Genomic DNA, 16,741 nt, shown 5'->3' with positions numbered 1-16,741 from the left:
CCGCGGGCCAGCGGCTCAGCAGGCCGGTTCCCCGCCCACCGAGCCCGTGCGCCGGGTGCGGCGGTACGCACCGGGGCTGACGCCCTGCCACCGGACGAAGGCGTGTCCCAGCGCCGCCGCGCCGCTCAGCCCCACCGCGCGGGCGACCCGGTCGGTGGTCAGGTCCGTGGTCTCCAGCAGCAGCCTCGCCCGGGTGTGCCGGGCCTCGTCCAGCAGCACCCGCCAGGAGGTGCCGTGTTCGCGCAGCACCCGGCGCAGCGCCCGCCCGCCCAGCTGCGAGGCGGTCTGGGCGTCGGCGAACCCCACCCCTTCCAGCGGCACCCCGGCCAGCCACCGCCGCAGCCGCTGCGGGACGGCGGCGGGAGCGGTCAGGTCGGCCAGCAGCCGGTCCGCGTAGGCGCGTTGCAGCGAGGCCAGGCCTTGGTCCACCACCACCCGGCGCCGGTCCAGGTCGGCGGTCGGCACGGTCAGCGCGTTGTCCGCCGCCCCGAACGCGACGGGGCAGCCCAGCACCCGTTCGTAGCCGATCCGCTCACTCTGGCACGGATGGGTGAAGGTGACCCCGGCGGGCGTCCAGGCCGGCCCGGCCAGCCAGCGCGCGGCGCTCACCATCCCCACCACCACGGCCTCCACCTGCTGCGGGCGCATGGCGCCGGGCGCGACGGTGGGCCGGTACACCACCCGCGACAGGGTCGTGCCGCGCACCAGCGCGACCTCGCCGGCCTCGCTGACCAGCCGGTGGTAGCGCACCGCGGCCTCGGCGGCCTCACCCAGCGTGGCGCAGCCGAGCACGACATGGCCCAGGACGTCCAGGGCCGCCGGCCGCAGGTCCGCCCCCACCCGCAGCCCGGCCGCGGGATCCCCGGACGCGCCGATCACCTGGTCCCACAGCCCGCGCACCTCCTCGAACGGCAGGCGCCGGTCCCCGGCCGCCAGCAGATCGGGGCCCGCGCCGCCCGCGTCCGCGACCGCCGAGGCGTAGCCCAGCGAGACCGAGACGCCGGGGGCGGGAACGGCGCCGGGGCCGGAGGTGGGAATGTCCATGGCCGCCAGTCAAGACAGCCGCCGCCACGGCGTCAACGCCCGGGGGCCGTGATCACGCGCACCTGCGGTCAACAACCGGTCCGCGCGGATCAACGACACCGCGCCCGGGTTCCCCTACGGTCGGTGCCACCCTGCCCGCGGCCGGGCCGCCGCGAGCGCGCCCCGGCGCGCCCGTACCCCGGAGAACCCCTGTGATCCTCTTCCTGCTGCCCGAGGCCGACTACGATCCCACCGAGGCCGCGCTCCCGTGGGCGGCGCTGCACGACGCGGGGTTCGACGTGCGCTTCGCGACGCCCGACGGCCGCCCCGCGCACGCCGACCGGCGGCTCACCGAGCAGGGGTTCTCCTGGCTCTCGCCGTGGCTGATGACCCGTGGCGGTCCGCTGGCCGCGTACCGGCGGATGACCCGCGACCCGCGTTTCGGCGCGCCGCTGTCGTACGGTGAGGTGGACCCCTCGGCGCTCACCGCGCTGTTCGTCCCGGGCGGCCACGCGCCCCGGGTCCGCAGTCTCCTCGAGAGCAGCCTCGCCCAGCGGATCGCCGCCGACGCGATGAGCCGGGCGATCCCGGTCGGCGCGGTCTGCCACGGCGTGCTGCTGCTGGCCCGCGCCGTCGACCCGGGCACCGGCCGCTCCGTCCTGCACGGCCGGCGCACCACCGCGCTGACGTCCCGGATGGAACTGACGGCCTGGCAGCTGACCCGGCTGCGCCTCGGCGACTACTACCGCACCTATCCCACCACCGTGCAGGACGAGGTCACCGCGGCGCTCGCCGACCCCGCCGACTTCGCCCCCGGGCCGGTCCTGCCGCTGCGCGACGGCCCCCGCCGGCTGCGCCGCGGATTCACCGTGCGGGACGGCGCCTACCTCTCCGCCCGCTGGCCCGGCGACTGCCACCGTCTGGCGCAGCAGTACCTCGCCCTCGTCACGGCCGGCACGGGAGGCCCCGCGGCCGCCGGGCAGGACCGCGGCCGGTCGTGCTGAACCCCGTGCCGTCCCCCCACCCACCCCGCCCACGGAGACCGCGATGACCGACCACGCCCGCCAGGCCCTCGAACACCTCAGGGATCCGTCCCAGTTCCAGTGGTACGTCATACCGCTGCTGCTCCTGGTCCTGTACGTGTACGCCGCCGAGGTCCAGCGGCGGGACTGGAGCACCGTCCTGGCCGGGCTCGCGCTGTGGGGCATGGACTGGTTCAACGAGATCTGGAACGCCCTGGTCCTGCACGCCACGGGCCGGGCGCCGGTCTGGGGCGCCGGCGGCGCCAGCGCCTACCGGATCCTGGTCGGCCTCAACATCGAGATCTGCCTGATGTTCGCGATCATGGGTGTGGTCGCCGTCAAACTCCTGCCGTCCGACCCGGCCCTGCGCATCGCGGGCATCCCCAACCGCTGGCTCCTGGCCGGGCTGAACTCGGCGCTCGCGGTCGGCGTGGAGCTCTTCCTGCACCGGGCCGGTCTGCTGACCTGGGACTGGCCCTGGTGGCAGGCCGGCTGCCCGGTGCTCATCTGGCTGGTCGGCTACCTGCCGTTCTTCCTGGTCTGCTTCCGCGTCCACGACCTGCCCCGGCTGCGCACCAAGGCCGTCACGGTCGGGGCCCTGTTCGCCCTCGACGCCGCCGCGCTGGCCGTCTTCGGCTCCCTCGGCTGGCTCTGACCTCCCCGGGTCGGCACTCCGTCCACCAGCGGGCCTTGTACAGGTGGGTGCCTTCCAGCCGCCGGACGCCGTCCGGGCGGTGGAAGGTGAGGACGGAGGTGCACCAGGTGCAGGGCCCGGCGTGGTCGGGTGCCGTGGTCAGCAGGCGTCCCGTCCCTGGCTCGTCACCCACGCTCTTCACGTCGCGGGCCGAGTCCTGCGGGGTGACGGGAACGGCTTCGAACCGGTCGCGGGACGGGTCGAACCGCCACAGGTGGCCGGCGGTACTGATCCAGAGCTGCCCGGGCGCGGCGAGCACCGGGGCGAGGTCGTGACCTCCGGGTTCGGGGAGTGCCAGGGTCCGTTCGGGGGTGAGGACCGGGGCGGCGGCGGTGCCGCCGACCCGCAGGGCGGTCAGGGTGTCGTCCCCCACGGTCCACAGCAGGCCGGTCCCGGCGTCGCGGTGCACCCCGTGCGCCCCCGGCAGCGGGTACTCGGCATGGGCGGTGCTGCGCGGGCCCTGGGAGGCGGTGTACACCCGTACCCAGCCGCCAGTGCTGGCCGCGACGGCCACATTGCCGTCCGGGAGGAGTTCGGCAGTGTGCGGGTTCGCGACGGGGCCGGTGTCGACGGCCCAGACCGGGGTGCCGGTGGCAAGGTCGACGACGGCCGCCAGGCCGCCCGAGGCGGTGGTCAGCAGGTAGCGGCGGCCGCCGCGGACGCGGCTCTTGGCCTCGGTGGGCGAGGACCAGCTGCGGGCCGGTGACAGGTCGGCGAGCCGGGTGTCGCGGTCGGCGGTCCACGACCACACCACCGGGAGGTGATCGGGGCCGTGGTAGGCCATCAGTTCGTCGGCGCTGTGCAGGACCAGCACCCGGCGGGACGCCTGGTCCACCACCGCCACCGGCGCACCCGGCCGCCCGCTTCCGCCACCCGGCCCCGCGGCGGCCGGCGGCCCGGCGGCCGTACCGATCACCAGCAGCACCAGCCCGCCCGACACCACGGCCGCCGCCCGCCGTCCTCGGCCAGTTCCCCTGCGCACCTCGTCCGTCCCTCCGCCGCCGCCCCGACCCCCGACCCACCCTCCGCCACGGCGGGGCGAACCGCGAGCGCTCCGCCACCCGGTGCGGCCGCGCGAGTCGCCCCGGCGGAGGCGGCCGCTGACGACGGGTCCCCTGGGGGTGCGTCACGGTCCGTGGTGTCCCGGCGCCGGACGGCGGTGCTGGTGCTGGTGCCGGTGCCGGTGCTGGTGCCGGTGCCCTGGGCGGCTCCCCGAAGCCGCCGTCCGGCTACCGGGGTGGGCGGAGGGCGGTCCGTTCGTAGATGGCCCCTCCCGGGATGAACCAGCCCGCCTTCTTCCGGACGGCCGGGCTCGGGTCCTGCACGCTGGACGCCCGCAGGGCGGCGAGGGCCCGGGCATCGGTATGGGCGAACTTGCCAACGAGTTCGGCTGCCATGGCCCGCGCCCGCGGGTGGGGGTCGGCGGCCAGGTGCCGCAGTGCGGGTTCGAGGACCCGGTCGGCGCCGGGTGCGCAGGTGTCCCCCTTGCACCGGTCGCAGGCCAGGGCGTGGAACGCGGCGATCCTGACCTGCGCGTCGGGATCGTCGGCCATGGCGACGAGCAGGCCCATGGACTCGGTGTCGACCAGGTGGTCCAGGAGTCGGCAGCAGCCTTCTCGTACGGCCGCGCCGCTGTGGGACAGGCCGGCGCGGATGGCGCCGCGCGCGTCCTCCCCGCGCCGCAGCAGCTCCCGGTAGGCCGCTACGGCGCGCTGCGGGTCGCCCAGGCATGCGACGAGGGCTTCGTTGTCGGTCCTGACGAATCCGAGCATGGGCCCAGTGTCGGACCGCACGGGACGGCCGGGCAAAGGGATTTCGCCCCGGCGGGGTCCACCGGGCGCGGCCGCTCGGGCTTTCGCGCAAGCCGTGGCACGAAGGCTCGACGCGGCGGCTACCCGGCGACCGTCATCGCGTCGCGGATCCGGCGGGTCCGGTCGGCGGCCCCGGCCCGGTCGATCGCGGCCGGTTGCCCTTCGACCGAGGCGGGGAAGGCCACCGAACCCGCGGTGTACCGGTCGGCCCACAGGCACACGGAGATCACGAGGAACGATCCGGTCGAGACCCCGCACTTGAGGAGGCCCTGCGGATCGCGCGGGTCCCGGGCGTCCACGTCCGTCATCGGCTCCGTCCACGTCTCCCGCGGGGCGAGCATCGCGGAAATCGCGGAGGAGGCCACCGCGGCGGGGTCGGTGATGGTGCCCCAGGCGCCGCCGATGGTCAGGATCCCGCCGGAGTCGTCGGTGTACCTGGCCTTGAGACTGCCGTCGAAGGCGGCGTAGCCGGGCGGCAGCGGTCCCGTCGGCGGGTCGGTCAGGACGTCGGCCGGGCCCTGCGCGCGGTAGCCGCCGGGCAGCGAGTCCGGGGCGGACAGCCGCAGCGAGCCCGGCGCGGCGCTGCCGGCCGTCCCTGCCGCCGACGGCGCCCCCGCCCCCGACGGTGAGCCGTCGCCGCCGCAGCCCGTCAGTGCCCCCGCCATCAGCACGGCAGCCCCGGCCGCCGCCGTACGCACTCCCACCCATTTCATGATCACATCGTACGGGCCCCGCCCGTCCGCGGGGATCCGTCCTTCCCCGCGCGCATCCGGTCCGACGAGGGCCGGGGTCCGCAGCCGCCACCGCACGAGGCGGGCGACCTGCTGCGGACCGTCCAACTGGCCGCCTTCTGCGGCGAGATGGCGGCGAGATGGTTCGGCAGAGGCCACATCTCCCCTCGTCCGGTCAATATTTACTTTTCCGGAACGCGTCTGCATAGTGACGGCTCGACTTATGGGTGAGGCGAACCGAGGGGGCCCGATCTTGTCCCGGAACAATGACGCTGCCGCACGCGAGACGGCACGGGAGAGCGCTCAGGTGGCCGTCATCGGCGAGCTGTTCGACGAGCGGCTGGCCGGGGTGCGGGAGCAGTTGGCGCGCGTGCTGGCGTCGCCGCCGGACGGTACGGGCAGGGCGTACGAGCGGGAGCTGGCGGCGGGGCGGCTGGCGGGTGAGGTCCGCCGGTTGGAGGGGGCCGAGGACGGACTGGTCTTCGGGCGGATCGACCGCGCGGACGGGACCGTCCTGCGGATCGGGCGGCTCGGGCTGCAGCGGGAGGCGGACGAGCTCCCGGTGCTGGTGGACTGGCGGGCCGAGGCAGCGCGGGCGTTCTACGAGGCGACGCCCGTTCATCCGATGGGGCTGCGGCGCCGCCGCCATCTCCGGCTGGCGGGCCGCGCGGTGGTGGGGGTGAGCGACGAACTGCTCGACGGCGGCGCGCCCACCGGGCAGGACGTCGTCGGCGACGGTCCGCTGACGGCGGCGCTGCGGGCACGGCGGACGGGCCGGATGGGTGCGGCGGTCGCCACGCTGCAGGCCGAGCAGGACGCGATCGTCCGGTCGCCGCACCGCGGGGTGACCGTCGTCCAGGGCGGCCCCGGCACCGGAAAGACCGTGGTGGCGCTGCACCGCGCCGCGTACGTGCTGTACGCCTTCCCGAAGGCGGCCGAGCGCGGCGTGCTGGTCCTCGGGCCGAACGCCCGGTTCCTCGAGTACATCGGCCAGGTCCTGCCCTCGCTCGGCGAGAACGACGTGGTCCTGTCGACCTGTGAGGACCTGGCCGGCGTCGCACCGCGCACCGTGGAAGCCGACGTGGACGGCGGCGCGGCGGCGCGGCTCAAGGGCGGCGCAGAGCTGGCCGACGCGCTGGCCGCGCTGGTCCGCTCCCGGCAGGCCCCGGGCGGCGCGTTCCGGATCCGGGTCGGCCGGGAGTGGGTCGAGCTGCCGGACGGCGAGGTCGCACAGGCCCGGGAGTCCGCCCGTGGCAGCGGACTCGCGCACAACCCGGCGCGCCGGCTGTTCAAGGAGCTGCTGGTGGACGCCCTCGTGCGGGAGCTCGCCGGCAGCGGCGCCGAGGCGCTCGAGGAGATCGACGCGCAGGTCGCCCTGCTGACCGGCCTCGACCTCGACCGGCTCGCCGCGGCGGGCCTGCGCAGCCTCGGTCTCGACGACACCCCCGCCACCGGCGCCGACGAGTTCGACGCCGACGCCGTCCGGGCCGGACTCCTGGACGATGCCGCGCTCGACCTGGCCGTCGAGGACCTGTGGCCGCGGCTGACGCCCGGCGACGTGGTCCGGGACCTCCTGGCGGACGGTGCCGCGCGCGCCGCCCACCTGCCGCAGACCGCGGACGACCCGCAGCGGGAGCTGCCACGGCGGGCACCCACCGCGCCGTGGACCGACGCGGACGTCCCGCTGCTCGACGAGGCGGCGAGCCTGGTCGACGGCCCGCCGGAGCGCACCTTCGGGCACGTCGTCGTCGACGAGGCGCAGGAGCTGACGGCCATGCAGTGGCGGATGGTCCTGCGCCGCTGCCCCGGCCGGTCGATGACGCTGGTCGGCGACTTCGCCCAGGCAGGCCCGGCGGCGGTGGCCCGGGACTGGGACGAGGCCCTCGGCCCGCACCTCGGACGCCGCTTCGACCTGCGCACCCTGACCGTCAGCTACCGGACCACGCAGGAGATCCTCGCCGCCACGCAGGACCTGCTCGCCCGGATCACCCCGGACCGGCCGGCGATCCGCTCGATCCGCCACGGCGAGCCGCCGCGGACGCTGCCCACCACGCCCGGGTTGCTGCTCGACGCGCTCGTGCGGGAGCTGCAGGAGCAGGAGGCCGCGTACCCGGGCGAGCTGATCGGGGTGATCTGCGCCGACGGCAGGGCGCAGCAACTCGCGGACGCGGGGGTCGAGCGGTACGCCCGGCTGGTACCGGCCGCCCAGGCGCGCGGCCTGGAGTTCGACTCCGCCGTCGTCGTCGACCCGGACGGGATCACCGCCGCCCGCCCGGGCGGCGAGCGCGACCTGTACGTCGCCCTGACCCGGGCCACCAAACGCCTGTGCACCGTCACCGTCGCGCCCGCGGCGGAGAAAACGGGACCGGGCAGCCCCGCCCGGCCGACCCGAGGCTAACCCCGGCCCCCGGCCTCGGCCGCCTCCCGGAACACCTCGGCGGCGATCCGGTAGGCCAGGGGCCGTCAGTGCGGTCGGGGTCTGCCGGGGGTGACGGGGGTGAAGGGGCCCTCGTCGGCGAAGCGCAGGAGGAGTCGGGCGAAGGTCCGGGCATCGGCCTGCGGCCAGGCGGCGAGCGAGGTCTCGATGGCCGCCGCGAGGCGCTGCCGGGTGACGGCGACGGTGCCGTGCCCGTGGTCGGTGAGGGCCAGGAGGGTGGCGCGACCGTCGGCGGGGTCGGGTTCGCGGCGCAGCAGGCCGGCCCGCTCCAGGCGGTCGGCGCGGCGGGTGACGGTGGTGCGGTCGAGTTCGATGTCGCGGCCGAGGTCGGCGGCGCTGCACGGGCCGGTGCGGGCCAGGCCGCTGAGCAGCGGGTAGGTGAGTTCGTCGACCTCCTCCCCGAGCCCCTCGGTCAGCCGGGCGTGCAGGCGCGTGCGGGTGCTGCGCCGCAGGAGCAGTCCGAGTGCATGGGCGATGTCGTGGCCTGTCGAGTTGTTCACCACGGCAGATTAGCGTGCATCGCGCACGCTTTTCCGCTACAGTCATAAGCGTGCTCGAAGCACGCAATACCCCGCACGGCCCGTCGTGCGGGCCACGACTTCACCCTCCCGGAGGAACCCCCATGAACCGCACCGACGCCCGCACCGACGCCCGCGCCGACGTCCGCACCGCCCTCACCGACCTGCTGCTCACCCCGGGCCTGCCCCTGGAGGAGGCCGCCGAGCGGCACTTCGCCCCCGATTACCGCCAGCGCACCGACGGCGAGTGGGCCGACCGCACCGAGTTCCTCGCCCACATCGCCCACCTGCGCGCCGTCGTCGCCGGCGGCTCCGTCGAGGTCCACGACGAGCTCACCGACGGCGACCGCTACGCCGACCGCCACACCATGACCGTCACCAAGACCGACGGCTCCACCGTCCGCATGGAGGTCTACCTCTTCGCCGAGTACGCCCCCGACGGCCGCTTCCGCCGCATCGAGGAGACCACCCTCATGCTCGAGGGCACCGACGCCGACCGCGACCTCGGCAGCGCCCGCTGAACCCTGACACACGCACGCACCCACCGCACCAGCCGTCCCGCGGAGCAGTTGGAGGGCCGATCGGCTGACGGCCGGGTCCGCAGCGTTGGGTGGACCCGGCTCGAAGGGAGAACCTCCGCATGGAACGTGACCAGATGCTGCATCTCTTCGAAGTCCACCGCGAGGCGGAGAAGGCCCGCGACTTCGATGCTGTGCTTGCGACCTTCGCCGACGACTGCTTCTTCGAGACGGTGGCCCTCGGGCGCCGGGTCGAGGGCAAGGCGGCCACCCGTGCCGCGTACGAGGGGTTCTTCACCGCCTTTCCGGACATCGTGCCGGTCGACCAGGGCATGAGCTTCGGTGAGGACGTGATCGCCGTGTGGGGCGAGCTGCGCGGCACCAACACCGGCAGGTGGCTCGGCCTCCCACCGGGTGGGGGCTCGTTCGTGGTGCCGTTCGCGAACGTCGCACCGTTCAGGAACGGCCGGATGGCGGGCGAGCGGATCTACTTCGACCTCGCCACGCTCTGCGACCAGGCGGGGCTGTCGACCGAGGAGGTCCGTGCCGCCGCCCGAGCAGCCGCCGGGGGCCCCCCTTCTGAAACAGTCGGCAAGCGGCGCCGCTTGCCGTCACCGGGCCTCCCGGCCACCCGACGGCGCCGCGCCGAGGGGCGCGCGCCGCTGGGTGGCCGGGAGACCCTGCTGTCCCGCCGCTACGCGCCGGCCGTGGCCGCCGCCCGGCGCGGCAGCTGCTGCGGCGGACCGGAGACCCCGGCCTGCCCGAGGACGGTGCGGGCACCGCTCGGAGCGGCCGGCAGCTTCGACTGCTTCGCCGCCTCGACGGCACCCGGGCCGTGGATGGTCAGCTCGAAGTCCTGGTGCGCCTTGGCGTCCAGGGCCATCGGCAGGTGGATGCACCCCTCCTCGACCAGCCGCCGGATCGCGGCCCGGCTGAGCCCGAGGCCGAGCGCGAGCAGCCGTTCCACCCGCACCGGCGCGGGCAGTTCGAAGCCGACCTGGACCTCGAGCGGCGCCGGGTCGTCGAGCGCGTACAGCGGCGTACGGGTCTCCAGCTCCCAGGTGCCCGTCCAGTCGAGGCGGTAACCGTTCCGCGCGGCGAGTGACCTACTGATCGTCAGCTCCCGTACCACGGCCGGATCGTTGGTCTCGTACGCCACCCGGCGGGCCGGCTCCAGCGTGGAGACGTGGACGCGTTCGTGGACGGGCACCTTCGAGGTGCGGTCACAGGCCGCACAGCTCAGCAGGAGCCAGACGTCGAGCAGTTTGCCGTTCGCGTTGACACGGATCTTGCCCGAGGGGCGGTGCCGCGTGCCGGAGCAGTCCGGGCAGGGGCGGACGATGGTGGGCAGGGCGGACTGACGCACGGCCCACCGGGCCTTGCGGTCGGTATTCATCAGGTGATTGCTCTCAGGACTCAGCAGGAGCTCGCGCAGCACGGGCTGCGGCTCCCGGATCTGACGAATGCACACGAGGGCGCGGCAGGGCGCCTCGGGGCCGGTTCGTCAGGCTCCGAGGTCGCCCGCGCGACCGGTCGGTTGATGCTTCGTGGCAGCCGTTACATGTCCATGAGGGCGATCGTGGTCGAGATGACGGGCCGTGGGCAACTCATTTTTCGCACCGCCGCTGCCCGCGCCGACAAGGCCGGGCCGGCGTCCGCCCGCACCGGTCCGGCGACGGGCGCGGACGCACGCCGGGCGCCGACGAACGCCCGGGCGGCCCTACTTCTGGCGGCCGGTCTTCGGGTCGTAGGACACCTCCACGGGGACGACCTGGTCGGTCGGGAGCACCTCGATCCACTGGCTGCAGACCTCGAAGCTGCCCTCGGTCCTGGCCTTGAAACCGCCCTGGAGCGGGTAGAAGCCGTGCTCGAAGACCCGCTCCACGGGCGTCGCGGTCACCCGGTTGTCGTCGTCGGGCTCCTCCTTGGGGTAGCGCCCGGTGGTGGCGGCCGCGATGTGCTTGTCGGCGACCGTGTGGCACAGGTCGCGGACGGCGTCCTCGATGGTGACCTCGGCGTGCCCGCGCACCGGGTCGTGCGGGTCGTGCAGCAGCAGCCTGGTCCGGATGGCCGCCAGCTCCGCGGGCGGTGCCGAGTACGCGGCGTCCAGCCCGTCGGTGCCCTCGACACCCACGTGGCGCAGCCAGTTGACCGCCGCCTCCTCCTTCCCGGGCCGGATCGGCAGCACGGCCTTGACCCAGGGCGCGTTGAGGAACGCGTTGCGCAGCTCGTCGCCGTCCAGTTGGAGCAGCCAGCCGAGTGAGCTGCCGAGTGTGGCCGGGGCGGAGGCGTCGGTGATGAAGTACTTGCCGTGGGCCCGGTCGTCGGCCCACTCGACCGTGGTGCCCTCGATCGATTCGGGCAGCGGCCGGCCGGCGAGGGCGAGGGCCGCCGGGCGGCGGGGCTTCCACCACTCGGGGGCGACGAAGTAGAGCATCTTCTCGATGTCGAAGATCGAGTTGATCAGCTCGGACAGGACGTGCCGGGTGCGGTGGCCCGCGGTGGTGTCGGGCGTGTCGTTGTAGAGGCGCTCGCTCATCAGGGCGCGGATCAGGCTGCGGTGCACGATGGTGCGCTCCTCCTCACGGAGGTGTTCGAACCGGCGCTTCTCGATCTTGCTGGCCAGGGTGACCCGCTCGTGCACCGCGTCCAGGTAGGCCTGCTCCAGCTTGCGCTTGTTCTCCTCGTCTGCGGCGAGCTTGGCACTGACCAGGGCCTGGTTGGCGGCGTTGATCTCGGCCTCGGCGGCGGGCAGCAGCCGGCAGGTGACGGCCCCGGAGACCTTGAACGTGATCCGGTCGTCCCAGGCCAGGCCGCCCGGGGCGGTGCTGACCCCGACCATGATGCGTTTGGCATCGGGGGTGATCATGCCCAGGAAGGCCCAGTTCGCCGCTCCCCAGGACTCGTCGTCCTCGGCGGCCACCACGGTCTTGTCGATGGCCAGGAACGGGTCCTGCACGTCGTAGGCGATCTCGTAGCCGTTCGGCACCCCCGGGATGTCGAGGGTGGCGAGCGGCACGAAGCGGTAGCGGGTCTCGGCGTGGCCGGACTGGTTCTGGCGGGAGTTGTCGGGGAAGTTCCACACCGCCTCGCCGCTGAAGCCGATGGTCAGCGTCCTGGGCGGCATCGGTGTGAGCTTGGGGTTCGGTACCAGGACCAGGTCCGCGGGCTTGGCGATGTGCACGAGGTGCGGCAGCGCCAGGTCCTTGCCGGGGTCGTCGACGAAGGTCTCCCAGCACAGGTAGCTGCCGATGTCCTGGATCTGCACGCCGACCTGCCGCATCTTGCGCCGCAGCTCGTAGTTGACCAGCGCGGGCGTGGTGTTCGCGAGGACGTAGCGCTTGCTGGAGGAGTCGAGCGTCTCGGTGACCGTCTTGAAGGTCGACTTGAAGTTCTGCCGGATCTCGGTGGACAGCTTCTCGCTCTGCTGCCGCATCCGCTTGTGGCCCTGCTCGCGGGCGGTCTGCTGGGTCTTGTCGAGGTTGAGGCTGCCGGTGGCGGTGGCGTTGCCGGTGCCCCAGCTCTGGTTGACGGTGCTGGAGAAGCCGAGCTTCATGTCGTCGCGGTTGTCCTGTTTGACCGCGTCGCTGATCTCCTCCTCCTCCGTGGTGGCGCGCTCGGACTTCGACGTGGTCTCCAGCGCCGTCTCGATGGTCTTCTCGACCAGCGACCGCCGGGTGGACACCTCGATCAGCTCCACCGACGAGCCTGGGCTCAGCCAGACGTGCCCGACCGGGGTGCCGAGGAAGGTGTCCAGCTCGAAGAAGTACTGGCGGAACAGGTGGACGATCCCGATCGGCGACAGCGTGACGTCGCTGATCTGCTTGGTCGGGTCGAAGTCCAGGTAGGGGTCGCGGTAGGTGTCGTCCGGCCCGGCGAGGGCGAGGTCGAGGACCTCCGCGCCCGGTCTGGTGGCGTAGAAGAGGTCCTTCAGCTCCTGATAGCGGCCGCGGTCGGCGAGGTCGACCAGCAGCCCGGCGACGGCCGACTCCTCGCGCAGCCGCGCGGTCACCGCGTCCTTCAGCCGGGCCGCGTCGAAGCCCTCGCCGCTGTGGCCATCCTGCCAGGCGTGCTGGTACTCGTCCCGGTAGGCCTGGTAGACGCCGCCGTTGAGCAGGTCGGTGAGTTCGCGCTCGTTGACGACGCTGCGCCAGTCGTCCCCGCAGGGCGCCGACTCCAGGCGGCGCAGCCGCTCGGCGAGGGCGGTGAGCACCCGGGCGCCGTCGGCCGCGGAGCGCGGGGCCAGGGTGCGCGGCAGGCCGGGGTCGACCCGGCCGGACACGATCTGGTCGTCGGCGTTGAACACGACGTCGGCCCGGCCCTCGAACTGGCGGCGCAGCCCGAGCAGCCGGTCCTGCCGCTCGCCGGCCGTACCGGTGGCGAGCCGGTCGAGACGGCGGCGGGAGCGCCAGCCGAGCATCGGCTGGTAGATGCCGAACATCTCGCTGGCGTACGGCAGGACGGAGGTGTAGTCGCTGAGGTCGGTGATCCGCTTGTTGGTCGGCACGGAGGGTCCCTCCTCGGATCCGGCGGCACCGGTGGGCCGGCGGACTGACGGACTTGCGGGTGGCGGGCCGGCCCGTCCGGCGAGCTGGCGGACGGGGTGGGAGCCGCCGGGCGGGCCGGGCCAGGTGTCAGAGGTCAGAGGTCAGAGGTCACGGGTCAGAGGTCGCAGGTGACGGGCCAGGGGTCAGGGGACGTGGACGACCTTGATCGGCAGCTGGTGGGTCTTGAAGAGTTCGGTGAGTTTGTCGGTCGCCGCCTTGCCCGCGACCCGCCACTCGACCTGGATCCCCTGGGCGGCCTCCAGCTGCCGGGTCGCGGTCTCCAGCGCCTTCCAGCCGGCCCAGTAGCTCTCCTTGACCAGGGCCTGGGCCATACCGCTCTCGTCCCGGTAGAACTTGGCGTCGATCAGCGCACCTCTGTCGTAGCCGTCGAACTGGACGCCGTTGCGGTAGTAGCCGAGGCCGGGGTCGGCGTGGCAGACCCGGCTCTGGTACGCGGCGGCCTCCTTGGTCATGTTGGTGCCCCCCTCGAAGTCCGGCATCCAGCGGCCCGGTTGGTCGGCCAGCGTGTCGCTGACCGGGCGGTTCCCGAATCGGCGGGCGCCGCCGGCGGCCGCCGGGACGGTACTGGTCAGCAGCGAGCCGGCGAGCAGCACCAGGTTGGTGGTCGTCTCGACGGCGGCATAGGCGGTGGTGAAGAACTCGGCGTTCTGCGCCTCGACCTCGGCGATCTTGGCGCGTTTCGCCTCCCACATCCGGGGCGTGCTGCTCCGGCCGTACCAGGCGGGGTGGAGCAACTCCCCCGCGCCGTACCGGGGCGGGTCGGGCGGCACACCGGTGGTGTCGAGGATGTCGTCGGCGTGCAGGCGGATCGCGCGGGCCGGCACCAGGTCGTAGGTGAAGACCAGTTGGAGGGTGGAGAGCCCGGCCCGCTCGCGCTCGGCGTCCCGGGCGAACGAGGCGGGGTGGACGTAGCAGGCGTCGAACGCGTCCGCCCGGAGCTTCTCCGGCTTCACCGCGAAGCTCTCCAGCGCCCGGACGATCAGCAGCCGGTCGTACTGCGCCGCGGCCGGGACCTCCCCGAACCGCAGCAGCAGTTCGTTGACCACCCCGGGGTCGTCCAGCCACACGGCGTCGAGCAGGTCGTAGAGGTCGACCGCGGGCAGCAGGTCCAGCACCCCGTACGCGTCGCCCCAGCGCCGGTCGGCGACGGCGCCGCGCAGCCGGGCGCGGACGGCCGGGAGTGCCTCGGCGCCGCGGGGCGGGAAGCCTCGGTGCACGGTGAGCGGGAAGGCGGCGGGGTAGGTGAGGGCGAACGGCTCGGCGGTGTCCAGCGTGATGCCGAACCGCAGCCCGGTGCGGACCTGTCCGCGGCCGAAGACCCACTGCCGGCGCTCCCGGTCGACGGTGAGCGTGTAGCCCCCGGGCTGGAGGTCGGTGTCGATGTCGCCGCGGACCGGCGGGCCCTGCGCAGTCAGCAGGGCGACCCGGCCCGCGTCCAGATCGACCGTCATCTCCTCGACCAGGGTGCCGTCCGGTGGCCGCCGCGCCGCCGTGGCCCGGCGGCCGGGCCGGCCGGACGTGCGGCCGGGTGGGCGGGACGGCACCCGCAGGACCGGATCCGGCCCCGGTGGGGCCGGCTCGACCGGGCGCGCCGGTGGCCTCGGCGGCGCGGGCCTCGCCGCCGGCGCGGGTGCGGCCGGCGGGGACGGGCGGGTAGGTGGGACGGGTGGGGCCGGACGGCCGGACGGGCCCGGGCCCGCCTGGGCAGGCTGCATCGCCCGAGGTCCGCTGTCGCCGCTCGCCAACTCCCCCACCCCGCCCCACCGGTTCGGATACGTGCGGATACCGTAGAGCCGAATCGCTCGGTATGCGTCCGATCCTTCCGGGGTTCACCCCAACGAGTGATCGCGACCGCCCTGGCAAGCGGCGGGCGCCGGGGAGGGGCCCGCGGGTCCGGCGCTGCGCGCCGGCGTCACGGCAGGATTCGCCCCGACACCTCGACGGCCCGCCATTCCCGGACGCGGAACTCACCGCCGGATTCCCTCGCATTCCCGGTCGGCCATCCGGTCCGGCCGCTGAATTGCCGGTCGCACGGCGGACATTCGGCCGGACCGGAACCAGCACCGGACCCGGAGCCATCGCCGGAGCCGGCACCCGGCACCCGGCACCCGGGGGGTCAGGCCCTGCCGCCGTCGGCCGTGCCCTCCCTGGGGGGCGGCACCCGGCCGGCCGGGTTGCCCGGCGCGTTCCGGAGCCGGCAGGCGGGCCGGCCCGCGGTCTGGGCGCGTAGGGCGGCCGCCTCCGCCAGCGCCTCCTCGGACGGCGGGCGCGGCGTGCTCCTGCGGCAGGGCGGGACCTCCGCGTTCGGGACCGGGCGCCGCTCCAGGACGACGCTCCTGCGTTCCACGACGGTCCGTCCCGCCCCCGCCGGGGCGAGCGGGTACCGGGCGAGCACGGCCCCGGCGGTGGTGGCGATGGACAGGTGGGACTGGTCGATGCGCCGGCCGACCACCAGGACGGCGCCGGCCAGGTGGTGCGCCACCGCGTAGTGGTTCCCGCCGAAGGGCACCAGCCCCTGGGCGGTGACGGTCCGCCGGGTCCGGATCCACAGCGGGAACGGTGCGGCGGGAAGCGCGCGGAGCGGGTCGGCCCGCGGGCGCGGGTCGTCCCGGACGCCCGGCTGGGCACCGTCCCGGCCCCGGTGGTGGTCCATCCGCTCCGCGATCCGGTCCAGGGCGTCCTGGGCGTCCGGGAGGGAGGTGCCGTCCGTGACCGCGCTCCACCACGACCGGGCGGCCCGGCCGGGACCCCCGCCGGCCGGCGGCGGGGCGCCGTCCTGCGGGCGGATCTCCAGCTGGGCGCCGTAGTACCGGGCCACCCGCCGGAATTCGGGCGTCACCCGGCCGTCCGGGGCGCGGCACGGGTCCGGCAGCCGGTCGAAGCACCAGCGGCCGGCGGTGCCGCCCAGCCGTCTCATCACCTGGTCCATCGCCTCGACCAGGTGGGGCAGGCCTTCGCCCTGCGCCAGTGCCCCGCGCCAGCGGCCGGAGGGGCCGAGCGAGCCCAGCAGCAGCTGTGCCCGGTCCCCGCAGCCCCAGGCCGACGGGGGGTCGGGAAGTCTCAGCCAGGTGAAGCGGATCCGCCCGGCGGGCTGCGCCGCGGCGGACGCACCGCTTTCGGCGTCGCCCGCGTCCCGGCACTGCCCGCAGGGCGGTCGGGCGTCGTGGCTGCGCAGCGCGCGGGTGAAGGTCGAGTAGGCGCCCGGGTATCCCAGCCCGACGAGCTCGGCGTACAGGACGGTCCCGGCGAGGTGCGGATCCTCCGTCAGACGCCGGCGGCAGTACGGCAGGAAGCGGAGGAAATCGTCACCGGAAGGAATTCTGGGGCCCGGGGCGCGTTTCCCGGAAAGATACGATCTCACCGTTTTTCGGTCGCGCCCCAGCTGTCGGGAAATCCTGGCAATCGACCATCCCTTGCGT

13 protein-coding genes and 1 pseudogene are annotated in these 16,741 nt (G+C 74.5%); 5 read left to right on the top strand and 9 right to left on the bottom strand.

What is annotated here, in order from left to right; translation table 11 throughout:
- Positions 1 to 15 precede the first annotated feature (15 nt).
- Entirely contained in the window at positions 16 to 1,044 is a 1,029-nt protein-coding gene (locus AC2TEW_RS04425) for an AraC family transcriptional regulator (RefSeq protein ID WP_484621950.1), read from the bottom strand.
- Positions 1,045 to 1,235: 191 nt separating this feature from the next.
- Here AC2TEW_RS04425 and AC2TEW_RS04420 point away from each other — a divergent pair, with 191 nt between their 5' ends.
- Together AC2TEW_RS04420 and AC2TEW_RS04415 are read left to right on the top strand one after the other, a co-directional pair.
- The gene (locus AC2TEW_RS04420) at positions 1,236 to 2,027 is read left to right on the top strand and encodes a type 1 glutamine amidotransferase domain-containing protein (RefSeq protein WP_484621949.1); all 792 of its coding nucleotides are present in this window, start codon (positions 1,236 to 1,238) and stop codon (positions 2,025 to 2,027) included.
- A 43-nt stretch (positions 2,028 to 2,070) separates the two neighbouring features.
- The gene (locus AC2TEW_RS04415; RefSeq protein WP_484621948.1) at positions 2,071 to 2,700 is read left to right on the top strand and encodes an AF_1327 family membrane protein; all 630 of its coding nucleotides are present in this window, start codon (positions 2,071 to 2,073) and stop codon (positions 2,698 to 2,700) included.
- Here the strand turns inward: AC2TEW_RS04415 and AC2TEW_RS04410 are convergent.
- From AC2TEW_RS04410 to AC2TEW_RS04400, 3 genes are all read right to left on the bottom strand, one after another.
- Positions 2,630 to 3,721, bottom strand: a complete 1,092-nt coding sequence (locus tag AC2TEW_RS04410; protein WP_484621947.1) for a DUF6528 family protein — start codon at positions 3,719 to 3,721, stop codon at positions 2,630 to 2,632. The two genes, AC2TEW_RS04415 and AC2TEW_RS04410, sit on opposite strands and share 71 nt — an antisense overlap.
- A gap of 247 nt (positions 3,722 to 3,968) precedes the next feature.
- Entirely contained in the window at positions 3,969 to 4,511 is a 543-nt protein-coding gene (locus tag AC2TEW_RS04405; RefSeq protein WP_484621946.1) for a HEAT repeat domain-containing protein, read from the bottom strand.
- Positions 4,512 to 4,630: 119 nt separating this feature from the next.
- Entirely contained in the window at positions 4,631 to 5,263 is a 633-nt protein-coding gene (locus AC2TEW_RS04400) for a hypothetical protein (RefSeq protein WP_484621945.1), read from the bottom strand.
- Between the two features lie 241 nt (positions 5,264 to 5,504).
- Between AC2TEW_RS04400 and AC2TEW_RS04395 the strand changes: the two genes are divergently transcribed.
- Positions 5,505 to 7,679, top strand: a complete 2,175-nt coding sequence (locus AC2TEW_RS04395) for a HelD family protein (protein WP_484621944.1) — start codon at positions 5,505 to 5,507, stop codon at positions 7,677 to 7,679.
- A 65-nt stretch (positions 7,680 to 7,744) separates the two neighbouring features.
- Here the strand turns inward: AC2TEW_RS04395 and AC2TEW_RS04390 are convergent, their stop codons facing one another.
- A complete protein-coding gene (locus AC2TEW_RS04390) occupies positions 7,745 to 8,218 on the bottom strand; it encodes a MarR family winged helix-turn-helix transcriptional regulator (protein ID WP_484621943.1) in 474 nt (157 codons plus the stop codon).
- Positions 8,219 to 8,340: 122 nt separating this feature from the next.
- Here AC2TEW_RS04390 and AC2TEW_RS04385 point away from each other — a divergent pair, with 122 nt between their 5' ends.
- Together AC2TEW_RS04385 and AC2TEW_RS04380 are read left to right on the top strand one after the other, a co-directional pair.
- Positions 8,341 to 8,757 carry a nuclear transport factor 2 family protein gene (locus AC2TEW_RS04385; protein WP_484621942.1) on the top strand — a complete coding sequence of 139 codons (417 nt, stop codon included), beginning with the start codon at positions 8,341 to 8,343 and terminating at the stop codon, positions 8,755 to 8,757.
- A gap of 119 nt (positions 8,758 to 8,876) precedes the next feature.
- Positions 8,877 to 9,260, top strand: a pseudogene (locus AC2TEW_RS04380) (ester cyclase); the annotation flags it as partial.
- 188 nt (positions 9,261 to 9,448) lie between these two features.
- On the opposite strand, the gene AC2TEW_RS04375 reads toward AC2TEW_RS04380, so the two are convergent.
- The 4 genes from AC2TEW_RS04375 to AC2TEW_RS04360 all read right to left on the bottom strand — a co-directional run bounded on the left by AC2TEW_RS04375 (position 9,449) and on the right by AC2TEW_RS04360 (position 16,683).
- Positions 9,449 to 10,150, bottom strand: a complete 702-nt coding sequence (locus tag AC2TEW_RS04375; RefSeq protein ID WP_484621941.1) for a DUF1062 domain-containing protein — start codon at positions 10,148 to 10,150, stop codon at positions 9,449 to 9,451.
- A gap of 324 nt (positions 10,151 to 10,474) precedes the next feature.
- Complete coding sequence (locus tag AC2TEW_RS04370) at positions 10,475 to 13,261, bottom strand: hypothetical protein (RefSeq protein ID WP_484621940.1); 2,787 nt, start codon at positions 13,259 to 13,261, stop codon at positions 10,475 to 10,477.
- Positions 13,262 to 13,444: 183 nt separating this feature from the next.
- A complete protein-coding gene (locus AC2TEW_RS04365; protein WP_484621939.1) occupies positions 13,445 to 14,773 on the bottom strand; it encodes a hypothetical protein in 1,329 nt (442 codons plus the stop codon).
- Positions 14,774 to 15,438: 665 nt separating this feature from the next.
- A complete protein-coding gene (locus tag AC2TEW_RS04360; RefSeq protein WP_484621938.1) occupies positions 15,439 to 16,683 on the bottom strand; it encodes a Mu transposase domain-containing protein in 1,245 nt (414 codons plus the stop codon).
- Positions 16,684 to 16,741 lie beyond the last annotated feature (58 nt).

The organism is Kitasatospora sp. NEAU-CNBT7, assembly GCF_057220535.1.
The sequence above is the reverse complement of the archived record's forward strand: the minus strand, read 5'-3'. Positions and strand labels throughout refer to the sequence as shown.

Coding starts and splice junctions, on each gene's coding strand:
- AC2TEW_RS04415 (WP_484621948.1), top strand. CDS start 2,071: ATGACCGACCACGCCCGCCAGGCCCTCGAACACCTCAGGGATCCGTCC.
- AC2TEW_RS04425 (WP_484621950.1), bottom strand. CDS start 1,044: ATGGACATTCCCACCTCCGGCCCCGGCGCCGTTCCCGCCCCCGGCGTC.
- AC2TEW_RS04400 (WP_484621945.1), bottom strand. CDS start 5,263: ATGAAATGGGTGGGAGTGCGTACGGCGGCGGCCGGGGCTGCCGTGCTG.
- AC2TEW_RS04365 (WP_484621939.1), bottom strand. CDS start 14,773: ATGACGGTCGATCTGGACGCGGGCCGGGTCGCCCTGCTGACTGCGCAG.
- AC2TEW_RS04385 (WP_484621942.1), top strand. CDS start 8,341: ATGAACCGCACCGACGCCCGCACCGACGCCCGCGCCGACGTCCGCACC.
- AC2TEW_RS04405 (WP_484621946.1), bottom strand. CDS start 4,511: ATGCTCGGATTCGTCAGGACCGACAACGAAGCCCTCGTCGCATGCCTG.
- AC2TEW_RS04375 (WP_484621941.1), bottom strand. CDS start 10,150: ATGAATACCGACCGCAAGGCCCGGTGGGCCGTGCGTCAGTCCGCCCTG.
- AC2TEW_RS04395 (WP_484621944.1), top strand. CDS start 5,505: ATGGGTGAGGCGAACCGAGGGGGCCCGATCTTGTCCCGGAACAATGAC.